Origin of the sequence: Micromonospora sp. NPDC051543 (assembly GCF_044454415.1) — a bacterium.
GTDB lineage: Bacteria > Actinomycetota > Actinomycetes > Mycobacteriales > Micromonosporaceae > Micromonospora.
In genome coordinates, this window is sequence record NZ_JBITDT010000013.1 from 68,683 (window position 1) to 90,138 (window position 21,456).

The window sequence follows — 21,456 nt, forward strand, 5'->3', positions numbered from 1 at the left end:
AGGTCCGCCGGCCCCCCGGCCGGCGCAGTCGACCCGCCGACGGGCGGGACAGCAGGGGAGGATTGGCATGCAGCGGTGGCGGGGGTACGACGCGGCGCCCGGAGGATGGGGGCGCTCGGTCGTCACCATCGGCGTCTTCGACGGCGTGCACAAGGGGCACCAGGCGACCATCGGGCACGCCGTGGCCCGCGCCCGGGAGCTGGGCGTGCAGTCAGTGGTGGTCACGTTCGATCCGCACCCGGCCGAGGTGGTCCGCCCCGGCTCACACCCCGCGATCCTCACCGAGCCGGGCCGCAAGGCCGAGTTGATCGAGGCCCTCGGCGTGGACGTGCTCTGTGTGGTGCCGTTCACTCCCGAGTTCTCGCGGCTGACGCCCGAGCAGTTCGTGCACGACATCCTGGTCGAGCACCTGCACGCGGCGCTGGTGGTGGTCGGCGACAACTTCCGCTTCGGGCACCGCGCGGCCGGCGACGTGGCGCTGCTGGAGCGGCTGGGCCAGACCTTCGGCTTCGGGGTGGAGGGGAGCCCGCTGATCGCCGCGGCCGGCACGGTCTTCTCCTCCACGTACATCCGCTCCTGCGTCGACGCGGGCGACGTGGGCACCGCGGCGGACGCGCTGGGTCGCGCGCACCGGGTGGAGGGCGTGGTGGTCCGTGGTGACCAGCGCGGCCGGGTGCTGGGCTTCCCCACCGCGAACCTGCTCTGCCACCGGTACGCGTCGGTGCCCGCCGACGGGGTGTACGCGGCCCGCATGATCCGCCGGGGCCAGCCCGAGCCGCTGATGGCCGCGGTGTCGGTGGGCACCAACCCGACCTTCTCCGGCCGGGAGCGGCGGGTCGAGGCGTACGCGCTGGACTTCTCCGGTGATCTCTACGGCGAGCGACTGGCGCTGGACTTCGTGACGCACCTGCGCGGTCAGGTCCGGTACGACTCGATCGAGCCGCTCATCGCCCAGATCGAACAGGACGTCGAGCGCACCCGACGCGCGCTGGGCTGATCATCCGCCGGGCCACGCGGGCCCTTGGCCGGGTGTTACCGGCGGGTGCTGGTAGTCTTGCGGAGACGTCGGGTGACCGGCGTGGGGCCTCGCGTGCCTGCTCGACGCCGCGGGTGCGAGGAACCGGTCCGTTCCCGGTCTCGTCGGGACGACGGACACCTACTTGATCAACCCACTGAAACAGGGAGAACATGGCGCTCGACCAGGAAGCCAAGGCCAGCATCCGCGCGGAGTACGCGACCGCCGAGGGCGACACCGGTTCGCCGGAGGTGCAGGTCGCGGTCCTCACCAAGCGGATCGCCGAGCTGACCGAGCACCTGAAGGTGCACAAGCACGACCACCACAGCCGCCGTGGGCTGCTGCTGCTGGTCGGCCGTCGCCGTCGGCTGCTCAACTACGTCCAGAAGAAGGACATCGCCCGCTACCGGACGCTCATCGAGCGGCTCGGTCTGCGCCGGTGACGTGACGGGGGAGCGGCCGTACGGCGGCTCCCCCGACCCGCGTCCCACCTGAAAGAAACACGGGCCGCGCGACCACCCGAGAGGGAGCCGGTCAGCGTACCGGTCTCCGGTAGTGGCCCCCGGGAACCCGGCAGCACGCCGGCCACCCGGGCGCTTCGATCGAAGACCGGCCGGCTGAGCAGCTCCCCGACGTCGTGGGCCCACGACGCGAAGGAGCACGACAGCACATGACCGAGACCAAACTCGGCACCGAATCCCGCACCGCCGTGATCGACAACGGGTCCTTCGGCACCCGCGAGATCACCTTCTCCACCGGTCGACTGGCTCGCCAGGCCGCCGGTTCCGTCATCGCCCAGCTGGGCGAGACGGTCGTCCTCTCCGCCACCACCGCCGGCAAGCAGCCGAAGGAGCAGTTCGACTTCTTCCCGCTGACCGTCGACGTCGAGGAGCGGATGTACGCCGCGGGCCGCATTCCCGGCTCGTTCTTCCGCCGCGAGGGCCGGCCCAGCGAGGACGCCATCCTCACCTGCCGCCTGATCGACCGGCCGCTGCGCCCGTCGTTCGTCAAGGGCCTGCGCAACGAGGTCCAGGTCGTCGAGACCATCCTCGCGCTCGACCCGGCGCACCCGTACGACGTCGTGGCGATCAACGCCGCCTCGATGTCGACCAAGCTCTCCGGTCTGCCGTTCTCGGGCCCGATCGGCGCGACCCGCGTCGCGCACATCGATGGCCAGTGGGTCGCCTTCCCGACCCTGGAGGAGCTGGCTCGCGCCACCTTCGACATGGTCGTGGCCGGCCGCACCCTCGAAGACGGCGACGTCGCGATCATGATGGTCGAGGCCGAGGCCACCCCGAACGCCGTGACCCTGATCGCGGGCGGCGCCACCGCGCCGACCGAGGAGGTCGTCGCCAGCGGCCTGGAGGCCGCCAAGCCGGCCATCCGCGAGCTGTGCCGGGCGCAGGCCGAGCTGGCCGAGGTCGCCGCCAAGCCGGTCGCCGAGTTCCCGGTCTTCCTGGACTACCAGGACGACGTGTTCGACGCGGTGGCCGACGTGGCCCGCGCCGAGGTCGCCGAGGCGATCACCATCGCCGGCAAGGCCGACCGCGAGGAGGCCCTGGACCGGGTCAAGGCTCGGGTCGCCGAGGAGCTGGGCGCTCGGTTCGAGGGTCGGGAGAAGGAGCTGTCCGCTGCCTTCCGGTCGCTCACCAAGTCCGAGGTGCGCAACCGCGTGCTGCGCGAGCAGGTCCGCATGGACGGGCGTGGCCCGCGCGACATCCGGGCGCTGACCGCCGAGGTCGGCGTGCTGCCCCGGGTGCACGGTTCGGCGTTGTTCGAGCGCGGCGAGACCCAGATCCTGGGCGTCACCACGCTGAACATGCTCCGCATGGAGCAGATGGTGGACACGCTGTCCCCGGAGAACCGCAAGCGCTACATGCACAACTACAACTTCCCGCCGTACTCGACCGGCGAGACCGGCCGGGTCGGCTCGCCGAAGCGGCGCGAGATCGGCCACGGGGCGCTCGCCGAGCGGGCGCTGATCCCGGTGCTGCCGTCGCGCGAGGAGTTCCCGTACGCCATCCGGCAGGTCTCCGAGGCGCTCGGCTCCAACGGCTCCACCTCGATGGGCTCGGTCTGCGCGTCGACGCTGGGCCTGCTCTCCGCGGGTGTCCCGCTGAAGGCGCCGGTCGCCGGCATCGCGATGGGGCTCATCTCCGACGAGGTGGACGGCAAGACCCAGTACGTGACGCTGACCGACATCCTCGGTGCCGAGGACGCGTTCGGTGACATGGACTTCAAGGTCGCCGGCACCCCGGAGTTCGTCACCGCGCTGCAGCTCGACACCAAGCTCAACGGCATCCCGTCGGACGTGCTGGCCGCCGCGTTGCAGCAGGCCAACGAGGCCCGGCAGGTCATCCTCGGTGTCATGAAGGCGGCGATCGAGGCTCCGGCCGAGATGTCCGACTACGCGCCGCGGGTCACCACCGTCAAGATCCCGGTCGACAAGATCGGTATGGTGATCGGCCCGAAGGGTCAGACCATCAACGCGATCCAGGACGAGACCGGCGCCGAGATCTCCATCGAGGACGACGGCACGATCTACGTCGGCGCCACCAACGGCCCGTCGGCCCAGGCGGCCGTCGACCGGATCAACGGCATCGCCAACCCGACGCTGCCGAAGCAGGGCGAGCGGTTCCTCGGCACGGTGGTCAAGACCGCCGCGTTCGGCGCGTTCATCTCGCTGCTGCCGGGCCGCGACGGCCTGCTGCACATCTCCAAGGTGGGCGACGGCAAGCGGGTCGAGCGCGTCGAGGACTTCCTCAACGTCGGCGACCGGGTCGAGGTCGAGATCGCGGACATCGACGCCCGCGGCAAGATCTACCTGGACAAGGTCCGCCCGGAGGGCGCCGAGGCGCCGGCCGCTGGTGAGGCCGCGGGTGGCGACCGCCCGTCCGGCCGGGACCGGGGCGACCGGGGTCCGCGTGACCGGGGTGACCGCGAGCGTGGCGGCGACCGGGGCGGGCGTGGCCCGGAGCGCGGCGGCGAGGGCGGCAACGGCGGCGGCGAGGGTGGTGGCGACGGCGGCGAGCGTCCGCGTCGCCGGACCCGGCACAGCTGACCACCAGCACCTGTGACACCCACCCCTCGTCGAACCGGGAGCACCACGTGAGTCGGGCCTTCAGTGCGCCGTTTCCACCGGATCGACGGGGGGTGGCACCGTCTCGGGACACCGCGGCGGGCCGCTCCGGCGGCACCGCCCGCGCGGTGACCCGGACGCTCAGCGACGACCCGCTGGGCGGCACGATACGACGTACCGTGCTGCCCAGCGGCCTGCGCGTGCTCACCGAGGCGATTCCGGCGATGCGCAGCGTCTCGTTCGGCATCTGGGTGGCGGTGGGCTCGCGGGACGAGACCCGTCCGCAGGCCGGCGCCGCGCACTTCCTGGAGCACCTGCTCTTCAAGGGCACCCACAAGCGGACCGCGCTGGAGATCTCCTCGCAGATCGAGGCGGTCGGCGGTGAGACGAACGCCTTCACCACGAAGGAGTACACCTGCTACTACGCCCGCGTGCTGGACGAGGACCTGCCGCTGGCGATCGACGTGATGTGCGACCTGGTCGCCGACTCCCTGCTGGAGCCGGCCGACGTGGAGACCGAGCGTGGCGTGATCCTCGAGGAGATCGCCATGCACGACGACGAGCCCGGTGACGAGGTGCACGACCTCTTCGCCCGCGCCGTCTACGGTGACCACCCGCTGGGTCGGCTGATCTCCGGTACCGAGGAGACCGTCACGCCGATGACCCGCCGGCAGATCCAGACCTTCTACCGGGGGCGCTACACGGCCCCGCAGATCGTCATCGCCGCCGCCGGCAACCTCGACCACGCCGCCGTGGTCAAGCTGGTCCGCCAGGCCGTGCGCGGCACGCCGCTGGACAGCGACCCGGCCGCGCCGGCCGCACACCGCGCGGCCACCCCGGCGGTACGCACCAAGCCGGCCACGACCGTGGTCGAGCCGAAGGAGACCGAGCAGGCGCACGTCATTCTCGGCTGCCCGGGCATCGACCGCATCGACGACCGGCGCTTCGCCCTCGGGGTGCTCAACAACGTCCTGGGCGGCGGCATGTCCAGCCGCCTCTTCCAGGAGATCCGCGAGCAGCGCGGCCTCGCGTACTCGGTCTACTCCTACGCCAGCCAGTACGCCGACAGCGGCCTGTTCGCCGTCTACGCCGGCTGCGCCCCGGGCAAGGTGGACGAGGTGCTGGCCCTGACCCGCGCCGAGCTGGCCCGGGTGGCCGCCGACGGGTTGACCGAGGCCGAGGTGGCCCGGGGCAAGGGCATGAGCAAGGGGTCGTTCGTGCTCGGCCTGGAGGACACCGGTTCACGGATGAGTCGGCTGGCCAAGGGGGAGCTGCTCTACGGCGACCTGATGCCGGTGGACGAGCTGCTCCGCCGGGTCGACGAGGTCACCGTCGAGGACGTGAACACCCTCGCCGCCGAGTTGCTGAGCCGGCCGATGTCGCTGGCCGTCGTCGGTCCGTTCGGCGAGGGCGACTTCTCCAGCTGAGGCCGTACGGGATCTGTCCCGGCCGGAAGGGCACGTCCCGATTGGGATAGGTTGTGCCCCGTGACTGACGAGCAGGAGAAGACCCGGGTCGGCGTTTTCGGTGCCCGTGGTCGGATGGGCGTCGAGGTCTGCAAGGCCGTCGACGCCGCTGACGATCTCGAACTGGCCGCCGCGATCGACCAGGGCGACGGCCTCGACGCCGCGTCCGCCGCCCAGGTGGTCGTCGACTTCACCACGCCGGACGTCGTCATGGACAACCTTCAGTGGTGCATCGAGCAGGGCATCCACGCGGTCGTCGGCACCACCGGCTTCACCGAGCGGCGGCTGGAGCAGGTGCGTGGCTGGCTGGCCGACAAGCCCGAGGTGGGCGTCGTCATCGCCCCGAACTTCGGTATCGGCGCGGTGCTGATGATGCAGTTCGCCGCGCGGGCCGCCCGGCACTTCGAGTCCGTCGAGATCATCGAGCTGCACCACCCCGGCAAGCTGGACGCCCCGAGCGGCACCGCCACGCACACCGCCCGGCAGATCGCCCAGGCCCGCGCCGAGGCCGGCCTCGGCCCGGTTCCGGACGCGACGAAGGACGAGGTGCCGGGCGCGCGGGGCGCCGACATCGACGGGGTACGCGTGCACGCGGTACGCGCCACCGGACTGGTCGCCCACCAGGAGGTGCTGTTCGGCGGCACCGGCGAGACGCTGACGATCCGGCACGACTCCTACGACCGGGTGTCCTTCATGCCCGGCGTGCTCCTGGCCGTCCGCGCCGTCCGCACCCGCCCCGGCCTGACCATCGGCCTGGACCCCCTCCTCGCCTAACCCCGAGCCCGCCCACCAGCGCCGACCCGCCCGCCCTCCGCGATCTTGCAGTTTCTGTCGCGACAAAGGCGGGCATTCCCGCCCATCTCGGCAACACAAACTGCAAGATCGCGGCGGCCTGGGCGGCGGGCCTCGCCTCGCCTCTCCGCCGGCTGGGCGGGGCGGGGTTAGCTCGGGAGGGGGGTTCGGGAGGTGCGTTGGGTGGGGAGGGTTGCGGCGGTTAGGGGAGTGGGGAGGCCGGTTATCTCGGCTTCGCCGGCCTGGTTGACCGTGACACTCACCGGGGTGCCGGCTACCCGGAAGTTGTCCACGCGCACCGCGCCGAGGTCGGGGCCGGCCAGCGGGGCGACGCGGACCGTGCCGCCGGGAACGTCCGGGTAGAGGCCGGTCGCGGCCTGGATCAGCAGGACCGCACCCGCTGCGGCCCACGCCTGTGGACGGCAGGCCGCCGGGTACGGCACCGGGCGGCGCAGCGCGGCCCGGTCGTCGCCGCCGTACAGTTCGGGCATCCGGTAGTCGAACGCCTCCGCCGCCGAGAGCAGCCCCTCGGTCAGGCCGAGCGCGGCGTCCCGGTGCCCGGCGCGAGCCAGTCCGGCGAGCACGATCGCGGTGTCGTGGGTCCAGATCGAACCGCAGTGGTACGACAGCGGGCTGAACCCGGCGTCGTCGGTGGACATCGTCCGTAGTCCGAAACCGCCGGCCAGCGTGTCCGTGGTGAGCAGGCGGGCGATCTGCGCCTCCTCGTCGGCGTCGAGCAGACCGGTGCCGAGCAGGTGACCGATGTTGCTGGTCAGCGAGTCGACGGGCCGCTTGTCCCGGTCGAGGGCCAGGGCGGGCTGCGGGCCGTACCGGCCGTCGACCCAGAAGCTCTCCCGGAACCGGCGGGCCAGGGCGGCGGCGTGTTCGCGCCAGCGGTCTGCGCCGGGGCGGCCGAAGGCGTCCAGCAGTGCCGCGCCGTTCACCGCCGCCTCGTGCGCGTACGCCTGCACCTCGGCGAGCACGATCGGCGCGGTGGCCAGGCTGCCGTCGTGGAAGCGTACGGCGTCACCGGAGTCCTTCCAGCCCTGGTTGGACAGTCCGTGCCCGGTGGTGTCGACGTACTCGACCAGGCCGTCGCCGTCCGGGTCGGCGTGTTCGCCGAGCCAGCGCAGGGCCGCCTCCAGGTGGGGGAGCAGCGGCTCGACCTGCTCGGCGGGAAGGCCCCAGCGCCAGGCGTCGTGCAGCAGGTTGATCCAGAGCATGGTGGCGTCGACGGTGCCGTAGTAGGCCGGGGGAAGCCGCAGGCCGTTGCCGGGCACCGTGAACTCGTGCCGACGCAGCTCGTGCAGGATCTTGCCGGGGGCCTCACCCGTCGCCGGGTCGATCCGGGTGCCCTGACGTCGGGCCAGTACGCGCAGGGTGCCGGCGGCCAGGTCGGTGCCGAGCGGCAGCATCATCCGGGCGGCCCAGAGGCTGTCCCGCCCGAAGAGGGTGAGGAACCAGGGGACGCCAGCGCCGAGGAAGACGTCCCCGGGAGCGCCGGTCTCGGCCAGTCGTAGCCCGCGCAGGTCGTCGAGGCTGCGGTCGAGGAGACGGACCAGCCGTCGGTCGTCGGCGGTCACCTCCGGTCGGGCCCACTCCGGCTCGCCGACGGGGCCGACCACCACGGCGCGGGGGTCCGCGACGGCCACCTGCCAGCGCAGCACCGTCTCGCCGCGCGGAGGCAGGTCGATCGCCCAGGTCAGCCGGGGCGCGGTGGCCCGCTCGCCGGTGGCGAGCACGTCGGCGTCCGGCGCGGTGACGGTGACGGTGATCCCGTCGGCGGTCCAGGTGAGCAGGCCCGGCTGGCCGGTCTTGGCCTCCAGCGGCGCGGTGGCGCCACCGGATTTGACGGCCTCGATGGGCGCCAGGTCGCAGGCGAGGTCGACGCTGACGGTGGCCCGTACGCCGACCGTGGCGGTCGAGACGATCCGCAGCTCCTCGGTGAGGCCGTTGCGGGTGGCCCGACGGGAGCGGTCGACGCGGACGGTGGGGTCGGGAGTGGGATCGCCGAGCCAGCGGGCCAGACCCACGAAGCGGGCGCCGTGTGGGCCGTCCTCGCCGTGGGTGAGCCCCTCCAACTCCTGGTCGTCCACGCGCAGCTCGGCCCGGGAGAGCACGCGGGCGTCGGCGTGGAAGACCCCCTGGACGCCGGTCGGGCGGATCTGCCCGGTCGCGTCCCCCAGCGCGCTGGTGGGGGCGAGCACCACCCCCACCAACTCGTGCAGAAGGGGTTGCAGCTGGCGTTCGGTCACGGTGCGGCTCCAGATCATCGGGGTGCGGGGCGGATGTCTTGACAACGCGTCCCGGGCGGTGCAAAGTGCGAAACATTCCAGAAACTTGAACGATCTAATCCTGCACTATCCGAATTGGATCGTTCAAGACGGCGAGAGGGATTAAGTGCCTGAAAAGGTAACCATCGCGACGGTGGCCCGGCACGCCCGAGTGAGCCGCCAGACGGTCTCCAACGTGCTCAACGCCCCGCACATCGTGCGGCAGGAGACCCGGCAGCGGGTCGAGGACGCGATCACGGCGCTCGGCTACCGGGCCAACCAGGCCGCCCGGCAGATGCGCACCGGCCGCTCCCGACTCATCGCCGCCCGCATCGAACCCACCCGCGACGGCATCAACGGCTCCGTGCTCGACCGTTTCCTGCACGGCCTCACCGAGACCGCCGACGCCGCCGGCTACCGGGTGCTGCTCTACACCGCCCCCGACGACGAGCGGGAGATCGCCACCTACGACGACCTGCTCGGCACGTACGAGCTGGACGCGTTCGTGCTGGTCGGCACCAAGTACGGCGACCCGCGTACCGCCTGGCTGGCCGAGCGGGAGGTGCCCTTCGTGACATTCGGCCGGCCGTGGGACGCGCTCGACGCGCACCCCTGGGTCGACGTGGACGGCGCCGCCGGCACCGCCGCCGCCACCCGGCACCTGCTGGACGCCGGGCACCGGCGGATCGCCTTCATCGGCTGGCCGACCGGCTCCGGCGTCGGCGACGACCGACGTGCCGGCTGGCGCGACGCGCTGCACGCCGCCGGCGTCGATCCCGCCGGACTGCACCGGGAGACCGAGGACGGCGTCGCCGAGGGCGAACGTCTCACGCGCGACCTGCTCGCCGCCGAGACGCCGACCGCCGTGGTCTGCGCCAGCGACTCGCTCGCGCTCGGCGCTCTCCAGGCGATCCGCGACCTCGACCCGCCGGTGTCGGTGATCGGCTTCGACGACACGCCGGTCGCAGCCGCCATCGGCCTGACCAGCGTCAGCCAACCCCTCGCCGAGGCGGCCGCCCGCTGCGTGGACCTGCTCACCGGCGTCCTCGACGGCAACCAGACACCCACCCCCGTGCTGCTCGCGCCCTCGCTGGCCCTGCGGCACACCGCATAACCCCACCCCCTCACCAGGAGAAACCCATGGCACCCAGAACCCTCACCCGGGCAGCGGTCGCCGGCCTCGCCGCCGTCGCGCTGCTCGGCTCCGCGGCCTGTGGCAGCGGCTTCGACGACTCCGGCGACGCCGCCCAGTCCAGCGGCCCGGCCAACCTGCAGATCCTCATCGGCTCGTCCGGTGATGCCGAGACCAAGGCCGTGCAGGACGCCGCCGCGAAGTGGGCCAGCAGCTCCGGCAACAGCGCGACGGTCACCCCGGCGCAGGACCTCACCCAGCAGCTCGGCCAGTCCCTCGCCGGCGGCACCCCGCCGGACGTCTTCTACGTCGACGCGGCCCGCTTCGCCGACTACGCGAGCGTCGGCGCGCTCGAGCCGTACGGCGACAAGCTCGCGGACAAAGGCGACTTCTACGAGAGCCTGCGGATGACGTTCAGCTACGACGGCAAGCTCTACTGCGCGCCGAAGGACTTCTCCACCCTCGCCCTGCAGATCAACACCGACCTGTGGGCGAAGGCCGGGCTGACCGACGCCGACGTGCCGACCACCTGGGACCAGCTCACCGCCACCGCCCAGAAGATCAAGGCGAAGGGGCAGGTGGCCCTGGCGCTCGGCGACACCCGGGACCGGATCGGCGCCTTCCTGGTGCAGAACGGTGGCTGGCTGATGAGCGAGGACGGCAAGCAGCCCACCGCCGACAGCGCGAAGAACCTGGCCGCCCTGGAGTACGTCAAGACCCTGCTCACCTCGGGTCTGGCCAAGTACCCGAAGCAGCTCGACTCCGGCTGGTCCGGTGAGGCGTTCGGCAAGGGCAAGGCCGTGATGACGATCGAGGGCAACTGGATCAAGGGCGCCATGCAGAACGACTTCCCGAACGTGAAGTACAAGGTGGTGCCGCTGCCGGCCGGGCCGAGTGGCCAGGGCACCCTCTCCTTCACCCAGTGCTGGGGCATCGCGGCGAAGAGCAAGTACAAGGACCAGGCGATCAAGTTCGTCGAGGCGATGACCGCCGGCGAGCAGCAGCTGACGTTCGCCAAGGCGGTCGGCGTCATGCCGTCCCGCCAGTCGGTGCGCGACCAGTACATCGCCGCCTCCCCGGGCGACAAGGTCTTCATCGACGGCGCCGCGTACGCCCAGGGCCCGGTGAACGCGCCGAAGATGGACAGCGTCCTCAAGGACCTCGACACCGGTCTGCAGGGCCTCGCCAACGGCGACCCGAAGACCGTGCTGCAGAACTTCGACAAGAACGCCAAGGCCGCGCTCGCCGGCAGCTGAGGTGACGGCGGGGGCCCGCACACCAGCGGGCCCTCGCCGCACGTCGACCCGAGAGAGGAAGGGAGGGGAGATGGCAACCGAGACACTGACCGCCGCGGCCACCGCGCCCGGCGCGAGCCGCCGCCGACGCCGTCGTGGCGTTCGCGGCAACGAGAACCTCGCCGGGTGGCTGTTCGTCGCGCCGGTGATCGTCATCCTGGGGCTGTTCCTGCTGCTGCCGATCCTGATGGCGCTCTGGGTCAGCCTGACCGACTGGAACGGTCAGGGCAGCCCGTTCACCGGCGACGTCCCGATCGTGGGGGCACACAACTACACCCAGTTGTTCACCGAGGACGGGCTGGCCCGCCGCGACTTCATGACCAGCATCCGCAACACCATCTACTACGTGGCGATCGTCGTGCCGGCGCAGACCGTGCTCGCGCTCGGGTTGGCGCTGATCGTCAACAACCGGATGCTCCGGGGCAAGAGCTTCTTCCGCAGCGCCTTCTACTTCCCCTCGGTCACCAGCTCGGTCGCGATCAGCGTGGTGTTCCTGTTCCTGTTCGCCAACTCGGGCGCGGTGAACGCGCTGCTCGGTTTCGTCGGGATCGACGGACCGGAGTGGTTCGCCGACTCCCGGGGCGTCCTGCACCTGCTGTTCGGCGCCGTCGGCGTCGACACGCCCCCGACGGCGCTGACCGACGGGGGCCCGTTCGGGCTGAGCTGGTGGGACTGGCTGGCCGGCCCGAGCGTGGCGATGACCTCGATCATCACGCTTGTCGTCTGGTCCACCTCCGGCACGTTCATGCTGATGTTCCTGGCCGGGCTCCAGAACGTCCCGGTGACCCTGGACGAGGCGAGCACCCTCGACGGCGCGTCCCGCTGGCAGCGCTTCCGTCACGTCACGCTGCCGATGATCAGGCCGACCACCTTCCTGGTGCTCACCCTCGGCCTGATCGGGTCCTGGCAGGTCTTCGACCAGGTGTACGTCATGAGCCAGGGCGACCCGGCCAAGACCACCCTCACCCCGGCGTACCTGTCGTACCGGACCGCCTTCCGGGACTTCGACTACGGCTCCGGCGCGGCGATCTCGTTCGTGTTGTTCCTGATCATCATCGTGCTCACGTTGATCCAGCGCCGTGTGCTGGCCGAGCGGGACACCGACCGGCCGCGTCGCGGCTGGTGGCGTCGGCGCGTACCGGAGAGGTCCTGAGATGGCCGTGCTCACCGACCGCCCGGCGGGGCCCGCGCGCGGCGACCAGCGCGGGGCCCGCACGCTGGCCACCCGCTTCCTGGGGTACGCGACGCTGGTCTTCTTCGGGTTGGTGTTCCTCTACCCGTTCGTCATCCAGATCGCCAGCTCGCTCAAGACCGAGCCGGACGCGGCGGCCAACCCACTCTCGCCGTTCCCGGACCCGCTCACCCTGGCCGGCTTCGAGCGGATCTTCGCGGGCACCAACTTCCCGCTCTGGCTGGGCAACTCGCTGCTGGTGACCGTGCTGGTCACCCTCGGGCGGGTGTTCTTCGACTCGCTCGCCGGGTACGCCCTGGCCCGGCTGCGGTTCGCCGGGCGCGGCGGGCTGTTCGCGGCCGTCATCGCGGTGATGGCGGTCCCCGGTGTGGTCCTGCTGATCCCCAAGTTCCTGGTGCTCAACCAGCTCGGCATCTACAACAGCTACGCCGGGCTCGTGGTGCCGCTGCTGGCCGACGCGGCGGGCGTGTTCATCATGAAGCAGTTCTTCGAGTCGATCCCCGTGAGTGTGGAGGAAGCCGCCCGCATCGACGGGGCGAGCATCTTCCGCACCTTCTGGTCGGTGGTGCTGCCGATGGCGAAACCGGCGTTGATCACCCTGACCATCCTGTCGTTCCAGGGCTCCTGGAACGAGTTCCCGCACAGCCTCGTGTCGGTACAGAACCCGGACCTGTTCACCCTGCCGCGTGGCCTCGCCGACCTGGTCAGCGGCTCGCTGGGCAGCGGCAACCAGTACCCGCTGAAGCTGGGCGCGGCGCTGCTCGCCACCATTCCCGTGGCGATCATCTTCGTGGTGTTCCAGCGCTACTTCGTCCGCGACGCCAACGACGGTTCGGACAAGGGCTGACCGTGCCGGTGCGGCGGCCCAGGGCCGCCGCACCGGTTCACTCGCTCTTCTCAGGCGGTACGGCCACGTGCAGGCGCACCTGAGGCACCAGCATGTCGTCGACGTCCAGCGCCCGGGCCGCGCCGTCGGGTTCCCAGCCGGTGCTGGTGAGGAACTTCCGGGTCGCCTCGTCGCCGTCGAACGCCCAGGCCACCGCCCGACCCATCCCGTCTTCGCGCCACAGGTCGACGGTGGCGGCGAGCAGCCGGCTGCCGTGCCCACGCCGACCCCAGCGCGGCTCGACCAGCAGGTCGGTCACCGCCGCCACGTCCGGGCCGAGCGCGTCGGCCGGCTCGCCCGGCGCCAACGCCTCGCCGTCGGCCGGGCCGGAGGCGGCGAACCCCACCAGATACGATTGCTCGGCCTGTTCGACGGCGACCAGCACCCGGTGCGCGCCCGAGGGCGGCTCCAGCACCGCGGCGCTCCACCGCCGGGCGAGGAACGCCTCGTCCAGGTTGTCGAGCACATGCCGAGGCAGGATCCGGCGGTACGCGACCCGCCAGGTCGCGAGCTGGATGCGTGCGATCTCGCCGGCGTCCTCGGGACGCGCCGGGCGGACGTACCCGAGAGCCATGGGACGGAAGCCTACGCAGGGCGGGGGAGGCGGCGGTGGCGCAGGGTGCCAACAGGACGGCCGTGCAGGTCGTCGGGGTGGTGGTGCTCGCCGCGGCGGTCACCGCGTTCCTCTCCGTCGCGGCCGTACGGCACGGCTTCTTCGACCTGAAGGTCTACTACGGCGCGTTGACGTGGTGGGTGCACGACGGTGGCGAGATCTACGACTACCTCAAGCCCAGCACCCAGTACGGCTTCACCTACCCGCCGTTCGCCGCGCTGGTCATGCTGCCGATGGCGTACCTGCCGTGGACGGCCGCGATCGTGGTGAGCGTGCTCGCCAGCGTGGCCACCACCACCGTGCTGATCTGGTGGTTCGTCGACCCGATCGCCCGGCGGGCCGGGTGGACCCGCTGGTTCGCCCTCGCCGTGGCGCTCTGCCTGGCCGCCGCCTTCGAGCCGATGCGCGAGACGATCAACTTCGGGCAGGTCAACACGCTGCTGCTCTTCCTGGTCGCGGTGGACCTGCTCCGGCTGCTGCCGGCCGGCAACCGGTGGGCGGGCGTGGGCATCGGGCTGGCCACCGCGATCAAACTGACCCCGGGCATCTTCATCGTCTACCTGCTGGTCACCGGGCGGTGGCGCGCGGCGCTCACCGCCAGCGGCGCCGCCGCCGCGGTGACCGTGCTGGCCGGCGCGCTCTTCCCGGACGCGTCCCGGGAGTTCTGGACCGAGGCGCTGTGGAACACCGCCCGGGTCGGCGAGCTGGCCTTCGTCTCCAACCAGTCGCTGCGCGGCGTGGTCGCCCGCCTCGACCCTCAGCACCCGAGCACCCTGCTCTGGCTGCTGCTGGTGCTCGGCACCCTGGCGCTCTGGGCCTGGCGTTCCCGCGCGGCCGTCGCGGCCGGTGACGAGGCGACCGGCCTGGCCCTGACCGGCGCGGTGATGTGCCTGGTCAGCCCGGTCACCTGGGTGCACCACCTGGTCTGGCTGCTGCCCGCGCTGATCCTGCTGGTCGACAACGCGATGGCCGCGCCGGCCGGCCGCCGCCGGCGCGTCCTGCTGCTCGCCGCGACCATCGGGTACGCGCTGCTGATCAGCCGGACCGTCTGGTTCTGGGAGAAGGACTTCACCGGCGTGGACGGCTTCCTCGGCAGCAACGCGTACATCTGGATCAGCCTGGCCCTGCTGGCCTTCCTGCCGATCCGCCGGTGGCTGACGCCGGGCGGGTCAGCCGTCGAGGCGTCCGGCGTACCGCAGCTCGACGAGCCCGACCGGCCCGCGCCCGCCGGCGAGCGGCACCTGGTAGGTCGACCACTCACCGTCCGGTGACAGCCCGGCCCGTTCATAGAACCGGCGGGCCCGCCCGTTGTCGGCCAGCACCCACAGCCGGTAGCCGGTCCAGCCCCGCTCGACGAGACCGGCGCGGGCCGCCGCGAGCAGCGCGGTGGCTGTCCCGTCGCCCCAGAACGCCGGCTCGACGTAGAGCGCCAGCACCTCGCCGACGCTCGGGTCCAGGTCGTCCCGGTCCTGGTTGCGGCGGTACGGCCCGAAGGTGGTGAAGCCGACGGCCAACCCGTCCACCTCGCCGAGGAGCGTGGTGAACGGGTGCTCCGGGTCGGCGGTGCCCACCTCACGGCGGCGCTGCGCCCAGGCCGCCACGTTGAGCCGGCCGAGCACCTCGTCCGGCATGACACCGGCGTAACCCGACTGCCAGCCGTGCACGTGCACCCGGGCGATCGCCTCGGCGTCGTCCGGCTCCTCCCGGCGGATGGTCAGCATTGCACCGTTCTATGCCCCCGTGACGGTCGGAGTCCAGCTTCCCGCACCGACGTCGTACCGATGATTTATCGTCGCCGACGATGGCCGCACCGGAATCACTCTCGCTCGCCCAGGCCCGGCGGGTGGCGCTCGCCGCCCAGGGCTTCGCCGACCCGCCGCCGACCGGCGTGCCCACCCGTCGGCACCTGCGCCGGGTCCTCGACCGGGTCGCCCTGATCCAGATGGACTCGGTCAACGTGCTGCAACGGGCGCACTACCTGCCGCTCTACAGCCGACTCGGTCCCTATCCGACGAGCCTGCTCGACCAGGCCGCCTACCGCCGCCCCCGGGAGCTGTTCGAGTACTGGGGCCATGAGGCGTCCCTCGTTCCGGTCGGGCTGCACCCGCTGCTGCGCTGGCGGATGGCCCGGGCCCGCAGCGAGGCCTGGGGTGGCATGCGGCGCATCGCCCAGGAACAGCCGGACCTGGTCGCCTGGGTACGCGACGAGGTGGCCGCCCGGGGTCCGTTGACCGCCGCCGAGATCGAGCACGACGCGCCCCGGCAGACCGGCAACTGGGGGTGGAACTGGTCGGCCGTCAAGCAGGCGCTGGAGTTCCTGTTCTGGGCGGGTGAGGTGACCGCCGCCGAGCGCAGCACGTCCTTCGCCCGCCGCTACGACCTGCCCGAGCGGGTTCTGCCGGCGTCCGCGCTGGCCGCGCCCACACCGACCGACGCCGAGGCGTACCGCGGTCTGGTGGCCCTGGCCGCGCGGTCGCTCGGGGTGGCCGCCGAGCCGGAGCTGCGCGACTACTTCCGGCTGCCGGTCGCCGGCGCCCGCCAGGCGGTCGCCGAGCTGGCCGAGGCCGGCGAGCTGCTGCCGGTCACCGTCGCGGGCTGGCGGCAGCCGGCCTGGCTGCACGCGTCGGCACGGCTGCCGCGCTGGGTCCGGGGCAACACGCTGGTCAGCCCGTTCGACCCGCTGATCTGGGAACGTGGCCGCACCGAGCGGCTGTTCGACTTCAGCTACCGGATCGAGATCTACGTGCCGGCGCCGCAGCGGGTCTACGGCTACTACGTGCTGCCGTTCCTGCAGGGCGACCGGTTCACCGCCCGGGTCGACCTGAAGGCCGACCGCAGGGCCGGGGTGCTGCTGGTGCCGGCCGCGTGGCTCGAGCCCGGCGCCGACGCGGGGGAGACCGCCGTGGCGCTCGCCGCCGAGCTGTACCGGCTGGCCGGCTGGCTCGGGTTGGACGCGGTCGCGCCACCCGCCGCCGGCGACCTGGCCGGTCCACTCACGGCCGCCCTGGCGAGCGTGTCGGGTGTACCGTGAACGCGTGACGAGCGTTCCCGGACCGGTCGACCAGTCACCGCCCACCGCCGGCTCCGTCCACACGGTGCCCGCCCCCGATGCTGCGCAGAGCGGATGGTCGGCGGAGACGCCCGTCGGTTACCACTACCCGGCGCCCGAACCCGACCGGCTCACCCGGCTCGTCCTACGGATCCACGAACGTTCGCCGCGCTGGGCCGTGCCACTGGCCGCGGTCGGCTGCGTCGGGCTCGGCATGGCCTACGCGCTGGTGAGCAACCCGACCCACGCCGACCCGGACGCCGCGCCCACCTGCATTCTCAAGCTGACCACCGGGTTCGACTGCCCGGGCTGCGGCGGCACCCGCGCGCTCTGGTACGTGCTGCACGCCGACCTGCCGGCCGCCGCCCGACACCACTTCCTGTTCGTGTTCTCGCTGCCCTTCCTGGCGTACCTCTTCGTGGCCTGGGCGGGCAACCAGGCGTTCGGCTGGCGGCTGCCCCAGCTGCAGATCAGCCCCAAGGTCATTAGCGGCTTCATGGCCGCGTGGCTGGCGTTCACGGTGGTGCGCAACCTGCCCTGGGCACCGTTCACCTCGCTCTACGTCTGACCGCAGGCCTCTTCGTCTGACCGCGCTGCTCTTCGTCTGACCGCGCTGCTGTCGCATCTGGCGCTGCTGCCTGACGCGGCCCTGCCCACACCCGTTCCCCAGCGGAAGGCAGGACGTGGTGTCGTGCCCCTGTCGAGCTGCCCCAGATGTGGGGCGTCAGAAGACGGTAGCGGCGGCACCTTAAGCGAGGGCGTGCGCGCAGTGGGCGGGCCCTGTGGGGCAGGGCTCCGGGTGGGTGCTACGGGCGTAGGGCTGCGTATGGGCGCTGCGGGCGTGGGGCTGTGGGTGGGCTCCGTGGGGTAGGGCTCCAGGTGGGCGCCGCGGGTGGGCTCTGTGGGGTGGGGCTGCGTATGGGCGCTGCGGGCGTGGGGCTGTGGGTGGGCTCTGTGGGGTGGGGCTGTTCCGGAGGCGGCGTTGTGGGGCCGGTGCGCTGTGGGTGCCGGTTCCGTCGGCGGGAGGGTGCTCTTGGCCGCACGGCTCCTGCCCCGGATCTGGGGCAGCTCGACAGGGCGCGAGGGAGACCCACGGTTCCGCGCGGAGCCCGGACACGGCTGTCGAGATCTTGGACACCACCGGCCCCCGGTGATTCGGGAAGGGGCCGCCGGCCACTACAGTCCCAGGCATGCCGGAGATGGTGCAGCCCCAGGTCAAGTTGATCGCGTGGACCCAGTTCGCGGCCCCGGACGACGTGCCGTGGTCGACCGACGCTGAGGGCGGCCAGGCGCTCGCCGAGTTCGCCGGGCGGGCCTGCTACCAGTCCTGGAAGAAGCCGAACCCGGCCACGGCCACCAACGCCGGCTACCTGGCGCACATCCTCGAGGTGGGTCACCTGAGCGTGCTGGAGCACGGCTCGGTCACCTTTTACTTCACCGGGGTGTCCCGCTCCTTCACGCACGAGCTGATCCGGCACCGGCACTTCTCGTACTCCCAGCTCTCGCAGCGGTACGTCCCCGAGCGGGATGCGGCCATGGTCGAGCCGGCGGTCATCGCCGACGACCCGGAGCTGCACAAGAAGTTCGTCGAGGCCGCCGAGGCGAGCGTGCGGGCGTACACGGAGCTGTTGGAGGGTCTGGAGCAGCGCTTCTCCGACGAGCCGAACCCGACGCTGCGCCGCAAGCAGGCCCGGCAGGCGGCCCGCGCGGTGCTGCCGAACGCCACCGAGACCCGGATCGTGGTCTCCGGCAACTACCGGGCCTGGCGGCACTTCGTCGCGATGCGGGCCACCGAGCACGCCGACGTGGAGATCCGCGAGCTGGCCGTGGAGTGTCTGCGCCAGCTCCAGGGGGTCGCCCCGAACGTCTTCGCCGACTTCGTGATCACCACCCTGCCGGACGGCACCGAGGTGGCGGCCAGCCCGCACGAGGCGTCCTGAGCCCTTCCCCGGCGGGCTCCGGCTGGTCGTCCGCTAGGTTGGAGGGTATGACGCAGGACCACCCCGACGCCGCCGCCCGACCGGTGTCCCGCCCCTTCGGGCGGGTGCTCACGGCCATGGTGAGCCCCTTCACCGCAGACGGCTCACTCGACCTCGACGGCGCCGCCCGGCTGGCGAGCCACCTGGTCGACGAACAGGGCAACGACGCGCTGGTGGTCAACGGCACCACCGGCGAGTCGCCGACCACCACCGACGCGGAGAAGGAACGCCTGATCCGGGTCGTGGTCGAGGCCGTCGGTGACCGTGCGCGGGTCGTGGCCGGTGTCGGTACCAACGACACCCGGCACACCATCGAGCTGGCCGCCGCCGCCGAGAAGGCCGGCGCGCACGGTCTGCTGGTGGTCACGCCGTACTACAACAAGCCGCCGCAGAGCGGGCTGCTGCGACACTTCACCGCCGTGGCCGACGCCAGCGGACTTCCGGTGATGCTGTACGACATCCCGCACCGTTCCGGCGTGCCGATCGACACCGAGACACTGGTCCGGCTCGCCGACCACGGCCGCATCGTCGCGGTCAAGGACGCCAAGGGCGACCTGATCGCCACCAGCTGGGTGACCAGCCGGACCGGCCTCGCCTACTACAGTGGCGAGGACGCGCTCACCCTGCCGGCGCTGGCCGTCGGATGCGTGGGCGTGGTCGGCACCTCCACGCACTTCACCGGGGCGCTGACCGCACAGATGATCGAGGCGTACGACGCGGGGGACCTGCCCACCGCGCTGGCCCTGCACCGGCGGCTGCTGCCGCTGTTCACCGGCATCTTCCGCACGCAGGGCACCATCCTGGTGAAGGCCGGTCTGGCGTCGCTGGGCCTGCCAGCCGGCCCGGTGCGACCCCCGCTCGTGGACGCCACCAACGACGAGATCGCCCAGCTGCGCGCGGACTTCGCGGCAGCGGGCCTGGAGCTACCCGAATGATGGAACGACACGACGGACGCCGAGTGACGGCGTCGCAGAATGAGGTGGACGCGTGACCGAGGCGCACATCGAGGCGGAGCTACCCCCGCCGCTGCCGGAAGGTGGCCTGCGGATCATCCCGCTCGGCGGGCTCGGCGCCATCGGTCGGAACATGACCGTCTTCGAGTACGACGGCAAGTTGCTGATCGTCGACTGCGGGGTGCTCTTCCCCGACGTCGAGCAGCCGGGCGTGGACCTGATCCTGCCCGACTTCGGCCCGATCCTGGACCGGCTGGCCGACGTGCAGGCGATCGTGCTGACCCATGGCCACGAGGACCATATCGGCGCGGTTCCGTACCTGCTCGCCCACAAGCCCGACATCCCGCTGGTCGGCTCGCAGTTCACCCTCGCCCTGGTCGAGGCGAAGCTGGCCGAGCGGCGGATCCAGCCGTACACGCTGACCGTGCGCGAGGGCGGCCGCGAGCGGCTCGGCCCGTTCGAGTGCGAGTTCTTCGCCGTCAACCACTCCATCCCGGACGCGCTCGCGGTGGCCATCCGCACCCCGGCCGGCCTGGTGCTGCACACCGGCGACTTCAAGATGGACCAGCTCCCGCTGGACGGCCGGATCACCGACCTGGCCGGTTTCGCGCGGCTCGGCGCCGAGGGCGTGGACCTGCTGCTCTCCGACTCCACCAACGCGGAGATCCCCGGCTTCGTCACCCCGGAGCGGGAGATCGGGCCGGTACTCGACTCGATCTTCGCGAAGGCCAAGGGTCGGATCATCGTGGCCTCGTTCGCCTCGCACGTCCACCGGGTGCAGCAGGTCTTCGACTCCGCGCTGGAGCACGGCCGCAAGGTCGCCCTGATCGGCCGGTCCATGGTCCGCAACATGGGCATCGCCCGCGACCTCGGCCTGCTCAACATCCCGGCCGGCCTGGTCATCGGGATCGAGGAGGCGACGACGCTGCCTCCGGACCAGATCGTGCTGATGTCCACCGGGTCGCAGGGCGAGCCGATGAGCGCGCTGGGCCGGATGGCCAGCGGCGACCACCGGCACATCACCATCGCCCCGGGGGACACCGTCGTGCTGGCCTCCTCGCTGGTGCCGGGTAACGAGACCTCGGTCTACCGGGTCATCAACCGGCTCGCCCGCGCCGGGGCGGTGGTCGTGCACAAGGACGTCGCGAAGGTGCACGTCTCCGGGCACGCGCCGGCCGGCGAACTGCTCTACCTGCTCAACGTGGTCCGGCCCAGCAACCTGATGCCCGTGCACGGCGAGTGGCGTCACCTGCGGGCGCACGCCCGGCTGGGCATCGAGTCCGGGGTCGCTCCCGACCGGGTGGTGATCTGCGAGGACGGCGACGTGGTCGACCTGGTCGAGGGCCGTGCCAGCCTGGTCGGGCACGTGAAGAGCCGGTACGTCTACGTCGACGGCCTCGCCGTCGGTGACGTCAGCGAGTCGCTGCTCACCGAACGGCGGATCCTCGGTGACGGCGGGTTCATCGCCACGACCGTCGTCGTGGACTCGGTCACCGGCAAGGTGGTCGCCGGTCCGACGCTGTCCGCGAAGGGCTTCTCCGAGGACCCGGAGGCGTTCAACCCGGTGATCCCGCTGGTCACCGAGGCGCTCAACCGTGCCGCCTCGGACGGCATCACCGATCCGCACCAGCTCCAGCAGATCGTTCGGCGGACCGTGGGGCGGTGGGTCAACGACGCGTACCGGCGGCGGCCCATGATCGTGCCCACCGTCGTCGAGGTCTGACGCACGCGT

The 21,456-nt window shown here is 71.9% G+C and carries 18 protein-coding genes; 15 read left to right on the plus strand and 3 right to left on the minus strand.

Annotated elements, in window-relative coordinates; all coding sequences use genetic code 11:
• Window positions 1–67: 67 nt before the first annotated feature.
• The 5 genes from ACIA3K_RS23635 to dapB all read left to right on the plus strand — a co-directional run bounded on the left by ACIA3K_RS23635 (window position 68) and on the right by dapB (window position 6,334).
• The gene (locus ACIA3K_RS23635; protein WP_396803796.1) at window positions 68–997 is read left to right on the plus strand and encodes a bifunctional riboflavin kinase/FAD synthetase; all 930 of its coding nucleotides are present in this window, start codon (window positions 68–70) and stop codon (window positions 995–997) included.
• A 191-nt stretch (window positions 998–1,188) separates the two neighbouring features.
• Window positions 1,189–1,458 carry a 30S ribosomal protein S15 gene (gene rpsO / locus ACIA3K_RS23640; RefSeq protein WP_007456699.1) on the plus strand — a complete coding sequence of 90 codons (270 nt, stop codon included), beginning with the start codon at window positions 1,189–1,191 and terminating at the stop codon, window positions 1,456–1,458.
• 227 nt (window positions 1,459–1,685) lie between these two features.
• Window positions 1,686–4,076: a polyribonucleotide nucleotidyltransferase gene (locus ACIA3K_RS23645; protein ID WP_396803797.1), complete on the plus strand. Its 2,391-nt coding sequence runs from the start codon at window positions 1,686–1,688 to the stop codon at window positions 4,074–4,076.
• A gap of 47 nt (window positions 4,077–4,123) precedes the next feature.
• Window positions 4,124–5,521 (plus strand): M16 family metallopeptidase, encoded by a 1,398-nt coding sequence (locus tag ACIA3K_RS23650; protein WP_396803798.1) that lies wholly within the window; start codon window positions 4,124–4,126, stop codon window positions 5,519–5,521.
• A gap of 60 nt (window positions 5,522–5,581) precedes the next feature.
• Window positions 5,582–6,334 carry a 4-hydroxy-tetrahydrodipicolinate reductase gene (gene dapB / locus ACIA3K_RS23655; protein ID WP_396803799.1) on the plus strand — a complete coding sequence of 251 codons (753 nt, stop codon included), beginning with the start codon at window positions 5,582–5,584 and terminating at the stop codon, window positions 6,332–6,334.
• 167 nt (window positions 6,335–6,501) lie between these two features.
• Here the strand turns inward: dapB and ACIA3K_RS23660 are convergent, their stop codons facing one another.
• A complete protein-coding gene (locus tag ACIA3K_RS23660; RefSeq protein WP_396803800.1) occupies window positions 6,502–8,607 on the minus strand; it encodes a glycogen debranching N-terminal domain-containing protein in 2,106 nt (701 codons plus the stop codon).
• A gap of 145 nt (window positions 8,608–8,752) precedes the next feature.
• Here ACIA3K_RS23660 and ACIA3K_RS23665 point away from each other — a divergent pair, with 145 nt between their 5' ends.
• The 4 genes from ACIA3K_RS23665 (at window position 8,753) to ACIA3K_RS23680 (ending at window position 13,091) form a co-directional block, all read left to right on the plus strand.
• Window positions 8,753–9,739, plus strand: a complete 987-nt coding sequence (locus ACIA3K_RS23665) for a LacI family DNA-binding transcriptional regulator (protein ID WP_396803801.1) — start codon at window positions 8,753–8,755, stop codon at window positions 9,737–9,739.
• Between the two features lie 26 nt (window positions 9,740–9,765).
• Entirely contained in the window at window positions 9,766–11,013 is a 1,248-nt protein-coding gene (locus tag ACIA3K_RS23670; RefSeq protein WP_396803802.1) for an extracellular solute-binding protein, read from the plus strand.
• A 70-nt stretch (window positions 11,014–11,083) separates the two neighbouring features.
• Window positions 11,084–12,205: a carbohydrate ABC transporter permease gene (locus ACIA3K_RS23675; protein WP_396803803.1), complete on the plus strand. Its 1,122-nt coding sequence runs from the start codon at window positions 11,084–11,086 to the stop codon at window positions 12,203–12,205.
• 1 nt (window position 12,206) lies between these two features.
• Window positions 12,207–13,091: a carbohydrate ABC transporter permease gene (locus ACIA3K_RS23680; RefSeq protein ID WP_396803805.1), complete on the plus strand. Its 885-nt coding sequence runs from the start codon at window positions 12,207–12,209 to the stop codon at window positions 13,089–13,091.
• A 37-nt stretch (window positions 13,092–13,128) separates the two neighbouring features.
• Here the strand turns inward: ACIA3K_RS23680 and ACIA3K_RS23685 are convergent, their stop codons facing one another.
• Entirely contained in the window at window positions 13,129–13,704 is a 576-nt protein-coding gene (locus ACIA3K_RS23685; RefSeq protein WP_396803807.1) for a GNAT family N-acetyltransferase, read from the minus strand.
• 35 nt (window positions 13,705–13,739) lie between these two features.
• On the opposite strand from ACIA3K_RS23685, the gene ACIA3K_RS23690 reads away from it, so the two are divergent.
• On the plus strand, window positions 13,740–15,014 hold the full coding sequence (locus ACIA3K_RS23690) for a glycosyltransferase 87 family protein (protein WP_396803808.1): 1,275 nt from the start codon (window positions 13,740–13,742) through the stop codon (window positions 15,012–15,014).
• Here ACIA3K_RS23690 and ACIA3K_RS23695 read toward each other — a convergent pair.
• Window positions 14,913–15,464, minus strand: coding sequence for a GNAT family N-acetyltransferase (locus tag ACIA3K_RS23695; RefSeq protein ID WP_396803810.1), 552 nt, complete (start codon window positions 15,462–15,464; stop codon window positions 14,913–14,915). The two genes, ACIA3K_RS23690 and ACIA3K_RS23695, sit on opposite strands and share 102 nt — an antisense overlap.
• A gap of 80 nt (window positions 15,465–15,544) precedes the next feature.
• Between ACIA3K_RS23695 and ACIA3K_RS23700 the strand changes: the two genes are divergently transcribed.
• The 5 genes from ACIA3K_RS23700 to ACIA3K_RS23720 all read left to right on the plus strand — a co-directional run bounded on the left by ACIA3K_RS23700 (window position 15,545) and on the right by ACIA3K_RS23720 (window position 21,447).
• Complete coding sequence (locus ACIA3K_RS23700) at window positions 15,545–16,774, plus strand: winged helix-turn-helix domain-containing protein (RefSeq protein WP_396803811.1); 1,230 nt, start codon at window positions 15,545–15,547, stop codon at window positions 16,772–16,774.
• 64 nt (window positions 16,775–16,838) lie between these two features.
• A complete protein-coding gene (locus ACIA3K_RS23705) occupies window positions 16,839–17,360 on the plus strand; it encodes a DUF2752 domain-containing protein (RefSeq protein WP_396803936.1) in 522 nt (173 codons plus the stop codon).
• Window positions 17,361–17,991: 631 nt separating this feature from the next.
• Complete coding sequence (gene thyX / locus ACIA3K_RS23710; RefSeq protein WP_210786506.1) at window positions 17,992–18,732, plus strand: FAD-dependent thymidylate synthase; 741 nt, start codon at window positions 17,992–17,994, stop codon at window positions 18,730–18,732.
• A gap of 47 nt (window positions 18,733–18,779) precedes the next feature.
• A complete protein-coding gene (dapA, locus tag ACIA3K_RS23715) occupies window positions 18,780–19,706 on the plus strand; it encodes a 4-hydroxy-tetrahydrodipicolinate synthase (RefSeq protein ID WP_396803813.1) in 927 nt (308 codons plus the stop codon).
• A 52-nt stretch (window positions 19,707–19,758) separates the two neighbouring features.
• Complete coding sequence (locus tag ACIA3K_RS23720) at window positions 19,759–21,447, plus strand: ribonuclease J (RefSeq protein ID WP_357122486.1); 1,689 nt, start codon at window positions 19,759–19,761, stop codon at window positions 21,445–21,447.
• Window positions 21,448–21,456 lie beyond the last annotated feature (9 nt).

Bases quoted from the DNA above. Each gene is read 5' to 3' on its own strand.
- ACIA3K_RS23680 (WP_396803805.1), top strand. From the start codon at position 12,207: ATGGCCGTGCTCACCGACCGCCCGGCGGGGCCCGCGCGCGGCGACCAG.
- thyX (WP_210786506.1), top strand. From the start codon at position 17,992: ATGGTGCAGCCCCAGGTCAAGTTGATCGCGTGGACCCAGTTCGCGGCC.
- ACIA3K_RS23675 (WP_396803803.1), top strand. From the start codon at position 11,084: ATGGCAACCGAGACACTGACCGCCGCGGCCACCGCGCCCGGCGCGAGC.
- dapA (WP_396803813.1), top strand. From the start codon at position 18,780: ATGACGCAGGACCACCCCGACGCCGCCGCCCGACCGGTGTCCCGCCCC.
- ACIA3K_RS23670 (WP_396803802.1), top strand. From the start codon at position 9,766: ATGGCACCCAGAACCCTCACCCGGGCAGCGGTCGCCGGCCTCGCCGCC.
- ACIA3K_RS23635 (WP_396803796.1), top strand. From the start codon at position 68: ATGCAGCGGTGGCGGGGGTACGACGCGGCGCCCGGAGGATGGGGGCGC.
- ACIA3K_RS23645 (WP_396803797.1), top strand. From the start codon at position 1,686: ATGACCGAGACCAAACTCGGCACCGAATCCCGCACCGCCGTGATCGAC.
- ACIA3K_RS23695 (WP_396803810.1), bottom strand. From the start codon at position 15,464: ATGCTGACCATCCGCCGGGAGGAGCCGGACGACGCCGAGGCGATCGCC.
- rpsO (WP_007456699.1), top strand. From the start codon at position 1,189: ATGGCGCTCGACCAGGAAGCCAAGGCCAGCATCCGCGCGGAGTACGCG.
- ACIA3K_RS23685 (WP_396803807.1), bottom strand. From the start codon at position 13,704: ATGGCTCTCGGGTACGTCCGCCCGGCGCGTCCCGAGGACGCCGGCGAG.
- ACIA3K_RS23700 (WP_396803811.1), top strand. From the start codon at position 15,545: ATGGCCGCACCGGAATCACTCTCGCTCGCCCAGGCCCGGCGGGTGGCG.